At 61.4% G+C, this 16,759-nt stretch carries 13 protein-coding genes; 3 read left to right on the forward strand and 10 right to left on the reverse strand.

Going from position 1 to position 16,759, the window contains the following annotated elements; all coding sequences use genetic code 11:
• The first annotated feature begins 26 nt into the window (after positions 1-26).
• On the forward strand, positions 27-518 hold the full coding sequence (locus AC3WJW_RS08860; protein WP_493725758.1) for a YgjP-like metallopeptidase domain-containing protein: 492 nt from the start codon (positions 27-29) through the stop codon (positions 516-518).
• Between the two features lie 94 nt (positions 519-612).
• Complete coding sequence (locus tag AC3WJW_RS08865) at positions 613-909, forward strand: winged helix-turn-helix domain-containing protein (protein ID WP_007894945.1); 297 nt, start codon at positions 613-615, stop codon at positions 907-909.
• Between the two features lie 110 nt (positions 910-1,019).
• On the opposite strand, the gene AC3WJW_RS08870 is transcribed toward AC3WJW_RS08865, so the two are convergent.
• Positions 1,020-1,472, reverse strand: a complete 453-nt coding sequence (locus AC3WJW_RS08870) for a GNAT family N-acetyltransferase (protein WP_493725759.1) — start codon at positions 1,470-1,472, stop codon at positions 1,020-1,022.
• A 257-nt stretch (positions 1,473-1,729) separates the two neighbouring features.
• Here AC3WJW_RS08870 and AC3WJW_RS08875 point away from each other — a divergent pair, with 257 nt between their 5' ends.
• Positions 1,730-2,467 (forward strand): substrate-binding periplasmic protein, encoded by a 738-nt coding sequence (locus tag AC3WJW_RS08875; RefSeq protein ID WP_493725760.1) that lies wholly within the window; start codon positions 1,730-1,732, stop codon positions 2,465-2,467.
• A gap of 125 nt (positions 2,468-2,592) precedes the next feature.
• Here the strand turns inward: AC3WJW_RS08875 and yccS are convergent, their stop codons facing one another.
• The 9 genes from yccS to betI form a co-directional block, all read right to left on the reverse strand.
• Positions 2,593-4,776, reverse strand: a complete 2,184-nt coding sequence (yccS, locus tag AC3WJW_RS08880) for a YccS family putative transporter (protein WP_493725761.1) — start codon at positions 4,774-4,776, stop codon at positions 2,593-2,595.
• Between the two features lie 263 nt (positions 4,777-5,039).
• Entirely contained in the window at positions 5,040-6,218 is a 1,179-nt protein-coding gene (locus AC3WJW_RS08885; protein WP_493725762.1) for a BaiN/RdsA family NAD(P)/FAD-dependent oxidoreductase, read from the reverse strand.
• A gap of 123 nt (positions 6,219-6,341) precedes the next feature.
• A complete protein-coding gene (dbpA, locus tag AC3WJW_RS08890; RefSeq protein WP_238540823.1) occupies positions 6,342-7,679 on the reverse strand; it encodes an ATP-dependent RNA helicase DbpA in 1,338 nt (445 codons plus the stop codon).
• A 248-nt stretch (positions 7,680-7,927) separates the two neighbouring features.
• Complete coding sequence (gene mdtD, locus AC3WJW_RS08895; RefSeq protein ID WP_007975478.1) at positions 7,928-9,355, reverse strand: multidrug transporter subunit MdtD; 1,428 nt, start codon at positions 9,353-9,355, stop codon at positions 7,928-7,930.
• Positions 9,356-9,466: 111 nt separating this feature from the next.
• Positions 9,467-10,804: a TldD/PmbA family protein gene (locus AC3WJW_RS08900; RefSeq protein WP_493725763.1), complete on the reverse strand. Its 1,338-nt coding sequence runs from the start codon at positions 10,802-10,804 to the stop codon at positions 9,467-9,469.
• Positions 10,804-12,246: a TldD/PmbA family protein gene (locus AC3WJW_RS08905; protein WP_493725764.1), complete on the reverse strand. Its 1,443-nt coding sequence runs from the start codon at positions 12,244-12,246 to the stop codon at positions 10,804-10,806. Before AC3WJW_RS08905 ends, AC3WJW_RS08900 begins: the two co-directional genes overlap by 1 nt.
• A 269-nt stretch (positions 12,247-12,515) precedes the next feature.
• Positions 12,516-14,216 (reverse strand): choline dehydrogenase, encoded by a 1,701-nt coding sequence (betA, locus tag AC3WJW_RS08910; protein WP_493725765.1) that lies wholly within the window; start codon positions 14,214-14,216, stop codon positions 12,516-12,518.
• Between the two features lie 206 nt (positions 14,217-14,422).
• Positions 14,423-15,895, reverse strand: a complete 1,473-nt coding sequence (betB, locus tag AC3WJW_RS08915; protein WP_007975485.1) for a betaine-aldehyde dehydrogenase — start codon at positions 15,893-15,895, stop codon at positions 14,423-14,425.
• Positions 15,896-15,913: 18 nt separating this feature from the next.
• The gene (betI, locus tag AC3WJW_RS08920; RefSeq protein ID WP_493725766.1) at positions 15,914-16,549 is read right to left on the reverse strand and encodes a transcriptional regulator BetI; all 636 of its coding nucleotides are present in this window, start codon (positions 16,547-16,549) and stop codon (positions 15,914-15,916) included.
• Positions 16,550-16,759 lie beyond the last annotated feature (210 nt).

Below are 16,759 nucleotides of genomic sequence, written 5' to 3' on the forward strand. Positions count from 1 at the left end.
TTTCAGTGACCTGTATTGCCGCCCCGATGACCGTGTTGAAATATCTCCAGGCCTATCCCGCCACCTTGCAGGATCAGGTGCGCCAGCTGATCGCCGACGGTCGGCTGGGCGATTACCTGAGCCAGCGTTACCCGCAAAAGCACGGTGTGCAGAGCGACAAGGCGCTGTACACCTATGCCCTGGACCTCAAGCAGGAATACCTGCGCAATGCTCCGGCCATCGACAAGGTGCTGTTCGACAACCGTCTGGACCTCACTCACCGTGCCCTTGGCCTGCACACCACGATCTCCCGGGTGCAAGGCGGCAAGCTCAAGGCCAAGAAGGAAATCCGCATCGCTTCGCTGTTCAAGGAAGCGCCTGGCGAGTTCCTGAAAATGATCGTGGTGCATGAACTGGCGCACTTCAAGGAATCGGACCACAACAAGGCTTTCTACAAACTGTGCGAGCACATGCTGCCGGGGTATCACCAGGTGGAGTTCGATGTGCGGGTGTACCTGACGTGGCGGGATATGCAATAGAAGATCAAGATCAAAAGATCGTAGCCTGCGACAGCTCCTACAGGAATTGGAGTAGGAGCTGCCGCAGGCTGCGATCTTTTAAGGAGAGCAATGGATGGACGTGAGCAAGACCAAGAGCAGCTTCTATCGCCGGTTGTATGTGGCGTACCTGATCGACAGCGGACTGGCCAGCAGCGTCCCGGCGCTCACCGAAGTGACCGGCATGCCCCGGCGCACGGCGCAGGACACCATCGCGGCGTTGGCGGATCTGGATATCGTCTGTGAATTCGAGCAGGAAGAGGGCGCGCGCAACCATGCGGGGCGCTATCGGATTCGCGAGTGGGGGGCGATTGATCGGGGGTGGATCGAGCGTAATCTGCGGCAGATCAAGGCGGTGCTGGAGTATCCCTGAAGTCTGCAGTGTCTGAGCCGACGCCTTCGCGGGCAAGCCCGCTCCCACAGGGGACCGCATTCCAGTGTGGGAGCGGGCTTGCTCCGGGCGGCGTTCCGACGAAGAGGCCCTTACTGACGACGCATGCCAATGTGTGGAATGCCATCTTCCACATATTCCTCACCCGCCACGACAAACCCATAGCGCCCGTAATACCCCTGCAAATGCGCCTGGGCCGACAGGTAGACCGGCAGGCCGGGCCAGTACTTCTCGATCTGTTTCAACGCCTGGTCCATCAGTTCATGCCCCAGGCCCACGCCGCGTGCCTGCGGGGCAATGATCACTCGCCCGATCACCACGTCGCCACCCTGCGATTGCGGGTCAAGTAACCGCAGGTAGGCCACCAGCCGGTTACCGTCCCAGGCCATTACGTGGCAGGTATCGCCATCCAGGTCCTGGCCATCGATATCCTGGTAAACGCATTTCTGCTCGACGACGAACACTTCTGCGCGCAGCTGCAAAATGGCGTACAGCTGCTCCTTGCCCAGGTCACTGTGATGTTTGCAGATCCAATCGACTGTCATGTTTTGATTCCCTGAAAACGTCGTTCCGATACTAAGCGCACTCACGCCAGAAGTCTTTATGGCGGAAGAATCTGTGACAAAGGCCAAAATGCCATCATTCATTTCTCGCGTGGATGTCTTCTTTGTGTAATCTGGATCGAAGCGCTGTGCTATGGCTTCGATGAGCTAATGTTGAGTACCCGGGTATTGCCGGATCAGGGGCCTTGGGGTTTTGGCTGAAAACACGTCGGGCAACCGCCCGCTAAGGATTTTCTAGCATGCCGCGATTGCATCGAGCTTTTGCTTTGATTGGATTGCTGTTGCTGGTTCAGGGAGCGGCGGCAGAAAAACTGCGGTTGGTCGCTGATGCCTGGCCACCCTTTACCGATGCCACGCTCGTCAACGGTGGTCTGGCCACGGACATTGTCAGTACCGCACTCGCCAGGGCCGGCTATGCCAGTGAGTTTGAACAAGTGCCCTGGGCGCGGGCCTTGATGGGGTTGGGCGAGGGCCGCTACGACGTGCTGGTCAACGCCTGGTACACCGAGGAGCGTACAAGAGTCGGCCAGTTTTCCGGCGAATACCTGCTCAACCGCGTACGTTTTCTCAAGCGTAAAGACGCACCCATCGAATTCAATAACCTGCAGCAATTGCACACTTATCCGATTGCCATCGTGCGCGGTTACGCCTATTCGCCCGGGTTCGACAAGGATGAATCGTTGCAGAAAGTCCCTGTGCACAGCTTCGCCATGGCCGTGCGTATGGTCGCTGCCGACCGGGTCAAACTGACGCTGGAAGATGAGTACGTCGCCCGCTATTACCTGGCCCGCGAGTCACCCAAGGTACGAAACGCCGTGGAATTCCTGCCCAAGGCTTTGAGCGAGAACAGCCTGCATATTCTGGTCAGCCTGAAGAACCCGCAGCATGAGCAGATCGTTGCCGGATTCGACCGGGAGATCGCGGCGATGAAGGCGGACGGGAGTTATGAGAAGTTGATGAAGCAGCATGGGATGTAGAGGTGCAGCTTCAAGCCGCAAGCCGCAAGCCGCAAGCTCCGAGCTGCAAGTTGATCTTTGGCGCAGCGAAAATCCCTGTGGGAGCGAGCCTGCTCGCGATGAGGCCCGCCTGGACACCACAGATCTTAATCCTCACCGGTGTCCTTGATCAGATGCGCCGCCAGTGTCCGCAACGGCCCGAGCTGCCGGCAGATCAATGCCAACTGCGTCTGCACCAGCCGCTGGCCTTCATCGATTTCATCCGGCATCTGTTCCAGCTCATTGGCCAGTGCTTCCTCTTCATCGCTCTGAATCGCAATCGAAGCCTTGCTCGCCAGCCCCTGGGCGATCTCGTCGATGCTGGCAGCCAGTTTCACCCCGGCCCCCTCGATCAACTGTTCACGCACCTCTGCCGGCAGTTGGGTTTCCCGGTGCGCACCCAGGCCCGACAGGTAACTGAGCAGCGTGTGCGACAGCACCAGGAAGCGGAAGCCCACGTCCGCTTCCTTTCGGAAATGCCCCGGCTCCATCAGCATATTGGCCAGCGTGGTCGACAGCGCCGCGTCGGCGTTGTGCGCGTTGCGGCGGGCCAGGCGGTAGGCCAGGTCGTCGCTTTTGCCCGCCGCGTACTGCTGCATGATCTGGCGCAGGTAAATGCTGTTGCAGGCCAGGGTGTTGGCCAGCACTTTGTTCAGGCGCCGGCCCTGCCAGTCCGGCAGGAAGAGGAACACCGCCAGCCCGGCGATCAGGCTGCCGAGCAAGGTATCGAACAGCCGTGGCAGGAACAGTCCGTAACCGTCACCCACCTGGTTGAAGCAGAACAGCACCATCAAGGTGATTGCCGCCGTCGCCAGGGTGTAGCGGGTGGTGCGGTTGGTAAAGAACACCACCCCGGCAGCAATGGCGAAGCACGACTGGATCAGCGGATTAGGGAACAGGTCGAACAGCGCCCAGGCCAACGTCAGGCCGATGGCGGTGCCAATGATCCGTTGACCGAGTTTACGGCGGGTGGCGCCGTAGTTCGGTTGGCAGACGAACAGCGTCGTGAGGATGATCCAGTAGCCCTGGGACGGGTGAATCAAATGCACCATGGCGTAGCCGATGCTCAGGGCCAGGGGCAATCGCAGGGCGTGACGGAACAGCAACGAGGTCGGCGTCAGTTGCGTGCGCAGTCGAACCCACACGTCCTTGAGGTTGCGTGGCGAACGGTCGAGCAAGCTGCTGTCGGTGGCGTCGGCCAGGGCATCGGGGTTACTGGCATCGCTGAGCAAGCGGTCGAGGGTGCCGAGGTTGGCCGCCAGTGCCCGCAGCGAACGCAGCAGGCCGCGCCAGGCCGGGTTGCTCTGGATGCGCAGGTGTTCGAGAGAGGCATCCAGATCGCTGAGAGCCTCGGTGAAACTGGCGTCATAGGTGAACGGTTGACGCATCTGGATCGATTCGGCCAGGGCACGGCAGGCTTTGCCTTGCTGACGCAACAGGCGTTGGCAGCGGAACATGACGTCACTGTGGAAAAACGCTTCTGCGAGTGCGTTGTACGGATAGTGTGAAGAGCTGGCGCGTTCGTGGATGTCCTGGGCGAGGAAGTACAGTTTCAGGTAGCGGCTGACCTTCGATCCCGGGCGCCCGTTGCCGACCCGGTGCAGGATGATTTCCTTGGCGGCATTCAGTGCCGCCACTACCCGACCGTTCTGCTGGGCCAGTTCCAGGCGCCGAGCTTCCACGTCCATCTGCCGGATCGGCTCGAACAGAGAGGATTTCAGCTTCAGGTAAAAGCCCAGTTCGCGGAACAGCCGCGCCAGGCTCTGCTGCACCGGCTGATTGGAGAACAGTGCCTGCCACAACACCGACAGCAGGCCATACCAGGCGGCACCGGCCACCAGCAGCACCGGCTCGTGCCAGACGTCGGTCACCGCGCCGCCACGCTGGTCTACGCCGATCATGGTGTAGACCGACAGGATCAAGGTTGCCGAAGCAATCGCGCCATAGCGCTCGCCGAGGGCACCGAGCATGGTCAGGCAGAACGCGGCCAGGGCGAAAGCGATGATAAACAGCGAGGGGTAGGGAAAGAGCAGTTCGACGGACAGGGCTGCGACAGCGAAACATACCAGCGTCACCGCCAGCGCGTTGAGACGACCCTGCCAGCTGTCGTCGGTCTCGGCCAGGGCACTGGCGATAATCCCCAGGAACAACGGGATCAGCAGACCCATTTCGTCCTGATACCAACACAGCGCCATGGTACCGGTCAGGGCAATGAATACCCGTACGCTGTAGCTGAATTTATCCAGCGCCCAAAGGCGCCGCAGAGACTGGCGGAACGAAGTCGATGACATGAAGTGCGAAGGCCTTCCGAGGCAATGACGCTAAATTGAGCCACTAATGACGCCGACGCAATGGCGCCGATCACATCAGGCAGCAAAATCTGTTCCTTTGAGCATTGGTGATCTGAGTTGATCACAAGTTTTGTGGCTGGCCTAGAAACCTGTGGGAGCGAGCTTGCTCGCGATGAGGCCATAACATTCAACAGAGATGTTGACTGATAGGCCGCCATCGCGAGCAAGCTCGCTCCCACAGGGGGGTTGTGTAGGTTTCTGAATCAGACGTACTGCGCCGCCGCGTAGCCCGAAGCCCAGGCCCACTGGAAGTTGAATCCGCCCAGATGCCCGGTGACATCCAGCACTTCGCCGATGAAGTACAGGCCCGGGCTTTTCAGCGATTCCATGGTCTTGGACGACACTTCATTGGTGTTGACGCCGCCCAGGGTCACCTCGGCGGTGCGATAACCTTCGGTGCCCGCCGGCACGACTTTCCAGCTCGCCAGTTTCTCGGCGATGTCAGCCAGTTCCGCGTGGGTGTACTGCTTCATCGGTTTGGAGACGAACCAGTTGTCCGCCAGCAGGTTGGCCATCTTCTTGGTGAAGATTTCACCGAGCAGGGTTTTCAGCTCGCTGTTCGGGCGTTCGGCCTGTTGCTGTTGCAGCCAGCCCGGCACGTCGTGATCCGGCATCAGGTTGATCTCGACGGTATCGCCGGACTCCCAGAACGACGAAATCTGCAAAATCGCCGGGCCGCTGAGGCCGCGGTGGGTAAACAGGATGTTCTCGCGGAAGCTCTGGTCGTTGCAGCTCACCAGGCAATCCACCGAGGTACCGGACAACTCGGTGCACAGCACCTTGAGCTGGTCGGTGATGGTGAATGGCACCAGGCCGGCGCGGGTCGGCAGCAGCTCGTGGCCGAATTGCCTGGCCACCTGGTAACCGAAGCCGGTGGCGCCCAGCGTCGGAATCGACAGGCCGCCGGTGGCGATCACCAGGGATTCGCAGGTGATCTGGTCGAGGGTCGTGTCCAGCAAATAGCCCTTCTCAAGCTTCTCGATGGTCTGGATCGAGGTGTCCAGGTGCAGGTTGACACCGACCTGGTCGCACTCGTTCAGCAGCATTTCGAGGATGTCGCTGGATTTGTTATCGCAGAACAGCTGGCCGAGTTTTTTCTCGTGGTACGGCACGCCGTGCTTGGCCACCATGCCGATGAAATCCCACTGGGTGTAGCGGGCCAGGGCGGACTTGCAGAAATGGGCGTTCTGCGAGAGAAAATTGCCTGGTTCCGTGTACATGTTGGTGAAATTGCAGCGACCGCCGCCGGACATCAGGATTTTCTTGCCGGCCTTGTTGGCATGGTCGAGCAACAGCACCTTGCGCCCGCGCCCGGCGGCGGTCAGTGCACACATCAACCCTGCGGCGCCAGCGCCAATGATCACGACTTCGGTAGAGCGCAAAACGGTGTCCTCAAAAGAAACCTGTAGGAGCTGCCGAAGGCTGCGATCTTTTGACTTTGTTTTTCAAAAACAAGATCAAAAGATCGCAGCCTGCGGCAGCTCCTACAGGGTAGGCGGTGTTTTTTACAGGATGCGTACGCGCAACGAACGGCCCTTGATCTTGCCGTCGTTCAAACGCTGCAAGGCCTGCTTGGCGACGCCACGCTCCACGGCCACATAGGCCTGGAAGTCGAAAATCGCGATCTTGCCGACCTGGGCACCAGGGATGCCGGCGTCGCCGGTCAGTGCGCCAAGAATGTCGCCCGGACGGACCTTGTCCTTGCGGCCGCCAGCGATGCACAGGGTGCTCATCTGCGGCAACAGCGGGCCACCGCCCTTGGAGGTGAGGTTGTCCACCTGATCCCAGGTCAGCGGTGTTTTCTGCAATTGCTCGATGGCTTGTGCACGCTGCGCTTCGGACGGCGCCACCAGGCTGATCGCCAGGCCTTTCTCACCGGCGCGGCCGGTACGGCCGACGCGGTGGATGTGGATTTCCGAATCACGGGCCAGCTCGACGTTGATCACCATGTCCAGGGAATCGATGTCCAGACCCCGGGCAGCGACGTCGGTGGCGACCAGTACCGAAGTACTGCGGTTGGCGAACATCGCCAGCACCTGGTCGCGGTCACGCTGTTCCAGATCACCGTGCAGGCCAACGGCGGAGATGCCTTTGGCGGTCAGGTGATCGACGGTTTCCTGAACCTGCTGCTTGGTGAAGCAGAAGGCTACGCAGGACGCCGGGCGGAAGTGGCCAAGCACCTTGGTCACCGCACTCATGCGGTCATCCGGGGAGATCTCGTAGAAGCGTTGCTCGATCTGCGTGTCGTCGTGGAACGCTTCGGCCTTCACTTGCTGCGGGTTGCGCATGAACTTCGAGGCCAGCTGCTTGATGCCCACCGGGTAGGTCGCGGAGAACAGCAGGGTCTGGCGACGCTCCGGGGCCTGCATGATGATTTCTTCGATGGAGTCGTAGAAACCCATGTCGAGCATGCGGTCGGCTTCGTCGAGGATCAGGGTGTTGAGGCCGTGAAGGACCAGCGAGCCCTTGCGCAGGTGCTGCTGGATGCGTCCCGGAGTGCCGACGATGATGTGAGCGCCGTGTTCCAGCGAAGCGATCTGCGGGCCGAGGGACACGCCGCCACACAGGGTCAGGACCTTGATGTTGTCTTCGGCACGGGCCAGGCGACGGATTTCCTTGGCGACCTGGTCGGCCAGCTCGCGGGTCGGGCACAGGATCAGTGCCTGGCAACCGAAGTAACGCGGATTGATCGGGTTCAGCAGGCCGATGCCGAAGGCCGCAGTCTTGCCGCTGCCGGTCTTGGCCTGGGCGATCAGGTCCATCCCTTTGAGGATCACCGGCAAGCTTTGCGCCTGGATCGGCGTCATCTGGGCATAACCGAGGGATTCGAGGTTAGCCAGCATGGCGGCAGACAGCGGCAAAGTATTAAATTCGGTGGCGATGGTGGTCACGGGACTGGCCTGCAAAACAAAATGTCGCGCAGTGTACCAGTCCGATGGCCATTCGCCCGTAGTTTCCGGACGAGAAGTAGCCGAGCGATGACCAGGCAAGGCGAAAACAGGCGAGAAAGCGGAGTTGGCTTTAGCCAATGAGCATTTCGAGGCTGTTTTCAACGCAGCATGGTCGAGCGCAGGCACTTCTCGTTCGGAAACTAAGGCTCTATGTGTTCTTCCGGACGCTTGACACGCCGTCCGTCATTCTTTGACAGTTGCGAGAAGATTGTCGCGGCCAGCATCGCCATGATCCCGACAGTCACAAACGTCAGCTGGAATGCGCCCAGCACCGTCTCCACGCCGTCGTTTCCGATCTCCGCCGTGAAGCCGCCGAGCAACGCACCGGCACAGGCAACGCCCAGGCTCAGGGACAATTGCGCGACCACCGACAGCAGGCTGTTGCCGCTGCTGGCGCTGGCGTCGTCGAGGTCGATCAGGGTCACGGTGTTCATCGCGGTGAACTGCAGGGAGTTGATCGCGCCAAGGATCGCCAGCAGGCACAGCAGCAGCCAATACGGCGTCTGCTCGCTGACCAGGCCCATGCTCGCCAACATGATGCCCAGTGCCAGGGTGTTGCCGGTCAGCACGATGCGGTAACCCAGACGCTCGATCAGCGGCCGTGCCACCCACTTGGCGATCATTGCCGCAGCGGCCAGCGGCAGCATGCTCATCCCGGCCTGGGACGGCGAGTAGCCCAGCGCCACTTGCAGCAGCAACGGCACCAGAAAGGGCAGGGCGCCGCTGCCGAGACGGGCGAACAGGTTTCCGAGAATGCCCACGGCAAAGGTCCGGGTCTTGAACAGCGACGGCGCGAACAACGGGTTCTCGATATGCCCCGCGCGCAACCAGTACGCCGCCAGGCACGCCATGCCACCGAACAGCAGCAACATCACCCGCAGGTGCGGCAGGTGCAGTTCGCCCAGGCCTTCCATGGCGATGGTGATCAGAATCATCGCTGCGCCGAACAGCACGAAGCCCAGGCTGTCGAAACGGGTGCGCTCGGAGCCGCGCAGGTCCGGGATGAATTTCCACACGGCGTAGCATCCCACCAGACCCACCGGCAGGTTGATCAGGAAGATCCAGTGCCAGGTCAGGTACTGCACCATCCAGCCGCCCATGGTCGGGCCGATCAGCGGGCCGAGCAGCCCGGGAATGGTGATGAAACCCATGATCCGCACCAGCTCCGAACGCGGGTAGGCGCGCAACACCACCAGCCGCCCGACCGGCAGCATCAACGCCCCGCCCAGCCCCTGGATCACCCGGGCGCCGATCAGCAGGCTCAGGCTGCTCGACAATGCGCAGAGCAACGAGCCGAGACTGAACAGCAGGATTGCGCTGAAGAAGATCTTCCTGGTGCCAAAACGGTCGGCAATCCAGCCCGAAGCCGGGATCAGCAAGGCGACCGTGAGCATGTAGGCGATGATCACCCCCTGCATGCGCAATGGGTCTTCGGCCAGGTCGCGGGCCATGGCCGGCAGGGCGGTGTTGAGGATCGTCCCGTCGAGGGACTGCATGAAGAAGGCAATGGCGACGACCCAGGGTATCCAGCGGGCGGTGACAGCGTCGAGAGGCGGGCGGTTGGGCATGGGACCTCTTGTCAGAGTGAATCAGGGAGTCCGTTGTGACTTCTTCGCGAGCAGGCTCGCTCCCACATGGGTGGTGAACATCCTGTGGGAGCGAGCCTGCTCGCGAAGCTTTTAAAGGGTCAAGGTCAACCGGCTGACCAACGCCCCCGGCAACAACGCCGAAGCCGTCGCCCGCTGGCTGTACGTACTCGCCGACAACAACAACTCCCGCTCCGCGGTCAACGCTTCCAGTCGCGAACCGAGCAGGCTGAAGGCGCTGTCATCAAAGCGCATGGTGTTGACCGGTGCTTGAATCTCGCCGTTCTCGACCCAGAAAGTGGCAAAGCGGGTCATGCCGGTCAGGCGTGCGGCCGGTTGATCCGAAAAGTTCAGGTACCACAGGTTGCTGATGTACAGCCCCGTACCCAACTGCTTGAGGATGTCCGCGTCAGGCAATGCCCCAGCTTTCATGTTCAGCGCGCTCGGGGATTCACCGCCGCTGGCGCCGTTGGCAGTCAAACCGTATTCCGCGGCGCTGCGCGAACTGACCAGTTGTGCCCCGGCTTTGCCGTTGACGATCAACCCCAGGTCGCTGCGCGGATAACCTTCATCGGAAAACGCCGGGCTCAGTGAGCCGCTGACTTTTTCGTCCAGCGAAACCAACGGGCTGAACGTGCTGTCGCCACCGTAGAGCCTTTGCAGCGGGCTGCTTTTGCTGGCAATCGACTGTGCCGAGAAACCACCCCAGCACAGCATGCCCATGATCTCTTCCAGCGCCGCCGGTGCCAGGTAAGCGCGGTACTGGCCGGGCGCCAAAGTGCGCAGCGGCCGTCCCAGAAACTCAAGCTGCTCGCGGGCTTGCTCGAAGCGTTTGGCAAAGCCTTCGCTGTTCCAGTCCTGCCCAGCATAGCTGGCCTTCACTGCCTGGCCGTTCTCGTGGAACAGGCTGAAATCGAAATTGAAACTGTTGGCCTGATGCCAGCCGAAGGCGCCCGAAGAACTGGCAAAACCACGACTGATCGGTCCGGCAGCGTAGAAACCGACAAGATCCAGGCCTTCGGCGGCCTGGGTGATTTGCGCGACCACCTGTTCGGTGTCCGGCAGCGGTTGGGCCTGCACGTTGTTGCTCTGCCAGCCATTGTGGTTGAGCAGCAGATACGGGTCCGCAGGCAACAACGGCAAGGTGTCGCGCAGCTGTTGCAGACCTTCGTTCAAACGTTGCAGATCAACCTGGGGATCGCCGGCCAAAGTGATTTGCAGGTCGGCATGGCGCCCTTCGTTGATCAGTTTCAGGCCGATGCTCGCCTGCTGCACCTGACCGGCCTGACGCACCTTGGCGTGGTTGAAACGTATGAACGCCGAGGATTCGGCGGCGTAGCTGAGGGTGAACTGTTCGGGCTCGTGAAGCGCTGCACGCAGGCTGTTGACCAGCGCCTTGAACGATGCGGACTGGCTGATTGACGGATGCATCAGGCGTCTCCTCCGAATACATCAACGTTACTGAACACGCAGGCCGGTGACGCGTGGCCGACGCGGATCACCTGGTTCGGCTCGCCCTTGCCGCAATTCGGTGTGCCGAGGACCTTGAAGGTACTGGCATCGCCGACGGCGCTGAGGCTTTTCCAGAACTGCGCGGAGATGCCCCTGTAATTGGGATTCTTTACCACGCCCTTGAGTTCGCCGTTTTCTATCAGTTGGCCCCATTCGCAGCCGAACTGGAATTTATTGCGGGCATCGTCGATCGACCAGGAACGGTTGGTCGACATCAGCACGCCGTGTTCGATACCGCCGATCAGTTGCTCGATGGTCTGATCGCCCGGCTCGATGTTGAGGTTGGCCATGCGATCGATCGGCGGACGGTTCCAGCCGCAGGCGCGACTGTTGGCGACGCCGTCCATGCCGGCACGGAATTGCGACAACGCACCGCCCAGCGGGCGCAGCAACAGGCCTTCGCGGATCAGGAACTGTTTGCTGGCGGGCGTGCCGTCGTCGTCATGGCCATAGCTGGCGAGTTCTTCGGGGATGTCCGGATCGAAGGTCACGTTGAGCAGGCCGGAGCCGTATTGCAGGCGGCCGAAATCCTCGGCTTTGACGAAGCTGGTGCCGGCGTAATTGCGTTCGTCACCCAGAATGCGGTCCAGCTCCAGCGGATGGCCGATCGATTCGTGGATTTGCAGCATCATCTGGTCGGGCATCAGCAGCAGGTCGCGCTTGCCTTGCGGTGTGTTCGGCGCCAGCAGCAGTTGCAGCGCCTGATCAGCCACCTGGGCACCGGCACCGATCAGGCCGCAGCGGCTGATGACGTCCGCCGCGCCTTGCTGGCCGAAGTTCTCGCGACCCAGGCTGCGGGTCTGGCTGTCGTTGCCGTCGTAGGCCGTGACATCCAGGCCAGGGTACACAAAGCGTTGGGCCTGGCGCAGTTCGGCACCGGCGCTGTTGAGGTAAATCTGCTCGACGTGAGTGATGCCGAGGCTGACCTGCCAGTTCACCAGGCGCTCGTCCCTGGGCACGGCGGCCGACTCGGCGCCGAGCAGTTGGTAGCAGTCGCTCAGGGACGGGAAGGGCTGGTCGAGGTTCGGCGAAAAATAATCGGCACGGTCGCTGGAAACAGCCTGTTCACGCAGGTCCAGCAAGGCGTGGGGCTTGAGTCGACGGGCCTGGAGTTCGGCGCGCTCGAGGGCGGCCTGCAGGCCTTGTTGCGACAGATCGTTGGTCGCCGCATAGGCCTCGACGCCATTGACCCGCACGGTCAGCATCGCCCCTTCGTCACGGCTCAGGCTCGGCGGTTCGGCGACGATCTTGCGCACTGACAGGTACTGCCCGGATTCGCGCACATAACGCAGGGAAAAGAATTCAGCACCCGTGCGCAAGGCAGCGAAGCGCTGCTTGAGCTGGGGGTAGAAGTCGAACATTCGTGAACCTCCTGGGTATGGAGTGGCGATGGTGCGGTGCTGCGAGGGGAAGGGGTGAAACGATTGCGTGGCGCTAGATTAGGCCTGCGAGGGGGGAGGATCAAGTTTGGATCTGTGGGGGGATTGGAAGATGTGTGCGGACTGACATGGCCCCATCGCGAGCAAGCTCGCTCCCACAGGGGGGCTCGGTTGGATCACAAATCTGCAATCCAACCCGAAACCTGTGGGAGCGAGCCTGCTCGCGAATGGCCGTGACGCGATGTAACGCCTTACGCCGTCTGGCTCACTTCCCGCACCGGCTTGCCCTTCACCGGCGCTTCACCGGCCACATAGTAGGTGGCTGTGCTACGCGGCAATGGCTTGCGACCACGGATCTTGTCGGCGATTTTCTCGGCCATCATGATCGTGGGTGCGTTCAGGTTGCCGGTGGTGATGATCGGCATGATCGAGGCATCGACCACCCGCAGGCCTTGCATGCCATGCACGCGACCTTCGCCATCGACCACGGCCATGTCGTCGGTGCCCATCTTGCACGAGCAGGACGGGTGGAAGGCGGTTTCGGCGTGTTCGCGGATGAACTTGTCCAGTTGCTCGTCGGTTTGCACCTCGATGCCCGGACTGATCTCGCGACCACGGAAGGCGTCCAGCGCCGGCTGTTGCATGATTTCACGGGTCAGGCGGATGCCGTCGCGGAATTCCTGCCAGTCCTGCTCGGTGGCCATGTAGTTGAACAGGATGCTCGGGTGCTGGCGTGGGTCCTTGGACTTGGCCTGGATGCGCCCACGGCTTGGCGAACGCATGGAGCCCATGTGCGCCTGGAAGCCGTGCTCTTTCACGCCGTTGCTGCCGTTGTAGTTAATCGCTACCGGCAGGAAGTGGTACTGGATGTTCGGCCATTCGAATTCCGGACGGGTACGGATGAAACCGCCGGCTTCGAACTGGTTGCTGGCGCCGATGCCGGTGCCGTTGAACAGCCACTCGGCGCCGATGGCCGGTTGGTTGTGCAAGAGCAGCGACGGGTACAGCGAGACTGGCTGGGTGCAAGCGTATTGCAAGTACAGCTCAAGGTGGTCCTGCAGGTTTTCACCGACGCCCGGCAGGTCGTGGACCACCGGAATGTCGAGCTTGTTCAGCAGTTCGGCCGGGCCGACGCCGGAGCGTTGCAGGATCTGCGGCGAAGCGATGGCGCCGGAGCACAGCAGCACTTCCTTGCGTGCTTTGACTTCAACGCGCTCTTCAGCGTCGCCGACCAGGTAACGCACGCCGACCGCACGCTTGCCTTCGAACAGGATCTTGTCGGTCAGGGCGTGGGTGACGATGGTCAGGGTCGAACGCTTCTTGGCCACGTCCAGGTAACCACGGGCGGTGGAGGCACGACGACCTTTCGGTGTCACGGTGCGGTCCATCGGGCCGAAGCCTTCCTGCTGGTAGCCGTTCAAGTCTTCGGTGCGCGGGTAACCGGCCTGCACGCCGGCTTCAACCATGGCGTGGAACAGCGGGTTGTTGCCGGCTTTTGGCGTGGTCACGCTGACCGGGCCTTCGCCACCGTGGTAGTCGTTGGGGCCGATGTCACGGGTTTCCGCCTTGCGGAAATAGGGCAGGCAGTCCAGGTACGACCAGTCTTCCAGGCCTGGCAGTTTCGCCCAGCCGTCGTAGTCCATGGCGTTGCCGCGGATGTAGCACATGCCGTTGATCAGCGAGGAACCGCCCAGACCCTTGCCGCGACCGCACTCCATGCGACGACCGTCCATGTGTGGCTCAGGATCGGTTTCGTAGGCCCAGTTGTAGCGACGGCCTTGCAGCGGGAACGCCAGGGCGGCCGGCATTTGCGTGCGGAAGTCGAAACGGTAGTCCGGGCCGCCGGCTTCGAGCAGCAGGACGGTGACGCCGGCGTCTTCGGTCAGACGGGTCGCCAGGGTGTTACCGGCCGAGCCGGCACCGATGATGATGTAGTCGAATTCTTGGGACATTGAATGCACCCTCTTTGAAGTTGGTTCAGGTCGCCTGTCGCCTGGATGCCGCGCAACCTGTGGCGAGGGGGCTTGCCCCCGTTCGGCTGCGCAGCAGTCGTAAAATCTGCGACTGCTTTCTATCTGAAGACTTGCGGTGTCTGGAGAGGGGGCTGCTTCGCAGCCCAACGGGGGCAAGCCCCCTCGCCACAGAGACCTCGCAGTGCTTAGAACACCGAGACGTAATCGCCCAGCTCGACCTGTACCGATTTGATGCGGGTGAAGTTGTTCAGCGAGCTGATGCCGTTCTCACGTCCGACACCCGACTGCTTGTAGCCGCCAACCGGCATCTTCGCGTCGGACTCGCCCCAGGCGTTGATCCAGCAGATACCGGCTTCCAGTTGGTGAATCACGCGGTGCGCGCGGTTCAGGTCGCGGGTGACGATACCGGCGGCCAGGCCGAATTCGGTGTCGTTGGCGCGACGGATCACTTCTTCTTCGGTTTCGTAGGTGAGGATCGCCATCACCGGGCCAAAGATTTCTTCACGGACGATGGTCATGTCGTCGGTGCAGTCGGTGAACACGGTCGGCGCGACGAAGGCGCCTTTGGCGAATTCGCCGTCGGTCAGACGCTCGCCGCCGCACAGTACGCGGGCACCTTCTTCCTTGCCCTTGGCGATGTAGCCCAGCACGTTTTCCATGTGGGCGAAGCTGACCAATGGGCCGAAGTTGGTGTTTTCGTCTTCAGGGTTGCCGACGCGAATGCGCGCAACGCGCTCAACGATCTTGGCTTCGAAAGCGGCTTTCAGGTGGGCCGGTACGAACACGCGGGTGCCGTTGGTGCACACCTGACCGGAGCTGTAGAAGTTGGCCATCATCGCGGTGTCGGCAGCGCGATCGAGGTCGGCGTCGTCACAGATGATCAGCGGCGACTTGCCGCCCAGTTCCATGGTCACTTCCTTGAGCGAAGAGCTCGAAGCGCTGGCCATGACTTTCTTGCCGGTGTCGGTGCCGCCGGTGAACGAGACTTTCTCGATGCGCGGGTGCTCGGTCAGCCAGGTGCCGACTTCACGGCCGCTGCCGGTGAGGACGTTGAACACGCCGTTTGGCACGCCGGCTTCGGTGTAGATCTCGGCCAGTTTCAGAGTGGTCAGCGAGGTGACTTCGCTTGGCTTGAAGATCATCGCGTTACCGGCCGCCAGGGCTGGCGCGGACTTCCACAGGGCGATCTGGATCGGGTAGTTCCACGCGCCGATACCGGCCACGACGCCCAGCGGCTCGCGACGGGTGTAGACGAACGAGGTGGTGCGCAGCGGAATCTGCTCGCCTTCGATGGCCGGAACCAGGCCTGCGTAGTACTCCAGCACATCAGCGCCGGTGACGATGTCGACGTAGCGGGTTTCGGAGTACGACTTGCCGGTGTCCAGGGTTTCCAGGGCGGCCAGTTCGTCGTTGCGCTCACGCAGGATTTCCACGGCGCGACGCAGGATGCGCGAACGCTCCATGGCGGTCATGGCGGCCCAGATTTTCTGGCCCTTTTCGGCGCTGACGACGGCGCGCTCGACGTCATCGAAGGTGGCACGTTGTACTTTTGCGAGGACTTCACCGTTAGCCGGGTTGATGGCTTCGAAAGTGGCGTCGCTGCTGGCGTCAGAGTAAGCGCCATCGATGTAGAGTTTTTGCAATTCGAAACGGGCCATAAAGTCCTCGCAAGTGCATCAGTGATTGGCGCGGTCCGGTGGTTGAGCGTTCTGTGTGCTCTGACTCACCTGCTTGGCCAGTTGGAAATCCATGTATTCGTAAGCGATCTGGTGCGCCTGCCCGGTGTCGAAAGCATCTCCCGACAGCGCGCCGCGCAACCACAAACCGTCAATGAGGGCTGCCAGGCCACGGGCTGCACTGCGCGCATCGTCGAGCGGCAGTACGCGGCGGAACTGGCAGCACAGGTTGGAATACAGGCGGTGATCGTTGATCCGCTGCAACCTGTGCAAAGACGGGTGGTGCATGCTGGTGGCCCAGAAGGCCAGCCAGGTTTTCATTGCCGGGCCATTGACCTGGCTGGCGTCGAAGTTGCCTTCGATGATCACCTGCAGATGCGCCCGGGGGCTTTCATCTGTCAGCGCCTGACGGCGCGCGGTGACGTTCTCGCTGAGGACACTCATCAGGTACTGCGCCGTGGCAGCGATCAGGCCGTTCTTGTCCTGAAAGTAATGACTGATGATGCCGTTCGAGACACCGGCCAAACGGGCGATCAGCGCAATGCTGGCGTCCCCCATTCCGACTTGGTCGACCGCCAGCAATGTGGCTTCGATCAACTGTTGGCGACGGATGGGTTGCATACCGACCTTGGGCATCTTGCACATCTCCTTAGGCCTTCCGGCAGACGTCAAACGACTACCGGCTTGAGGGCCAGTCTATTTTGTTTTGATTGAACGTTCAATCAACAAAGAATAAGATCTGCGACAAATCGTCGCTGCCTACAGATTTTTCCTACATGTAGCGGCGGAAAAAATGACTTCCGAAACTGCTCGAAACCTACGCGCTGCTGCGCTCCAGGGGTTTCG

It is taken from the genome of Pseudomonas sp. GW821-FHT07G06, assembly GCF_058986625.1.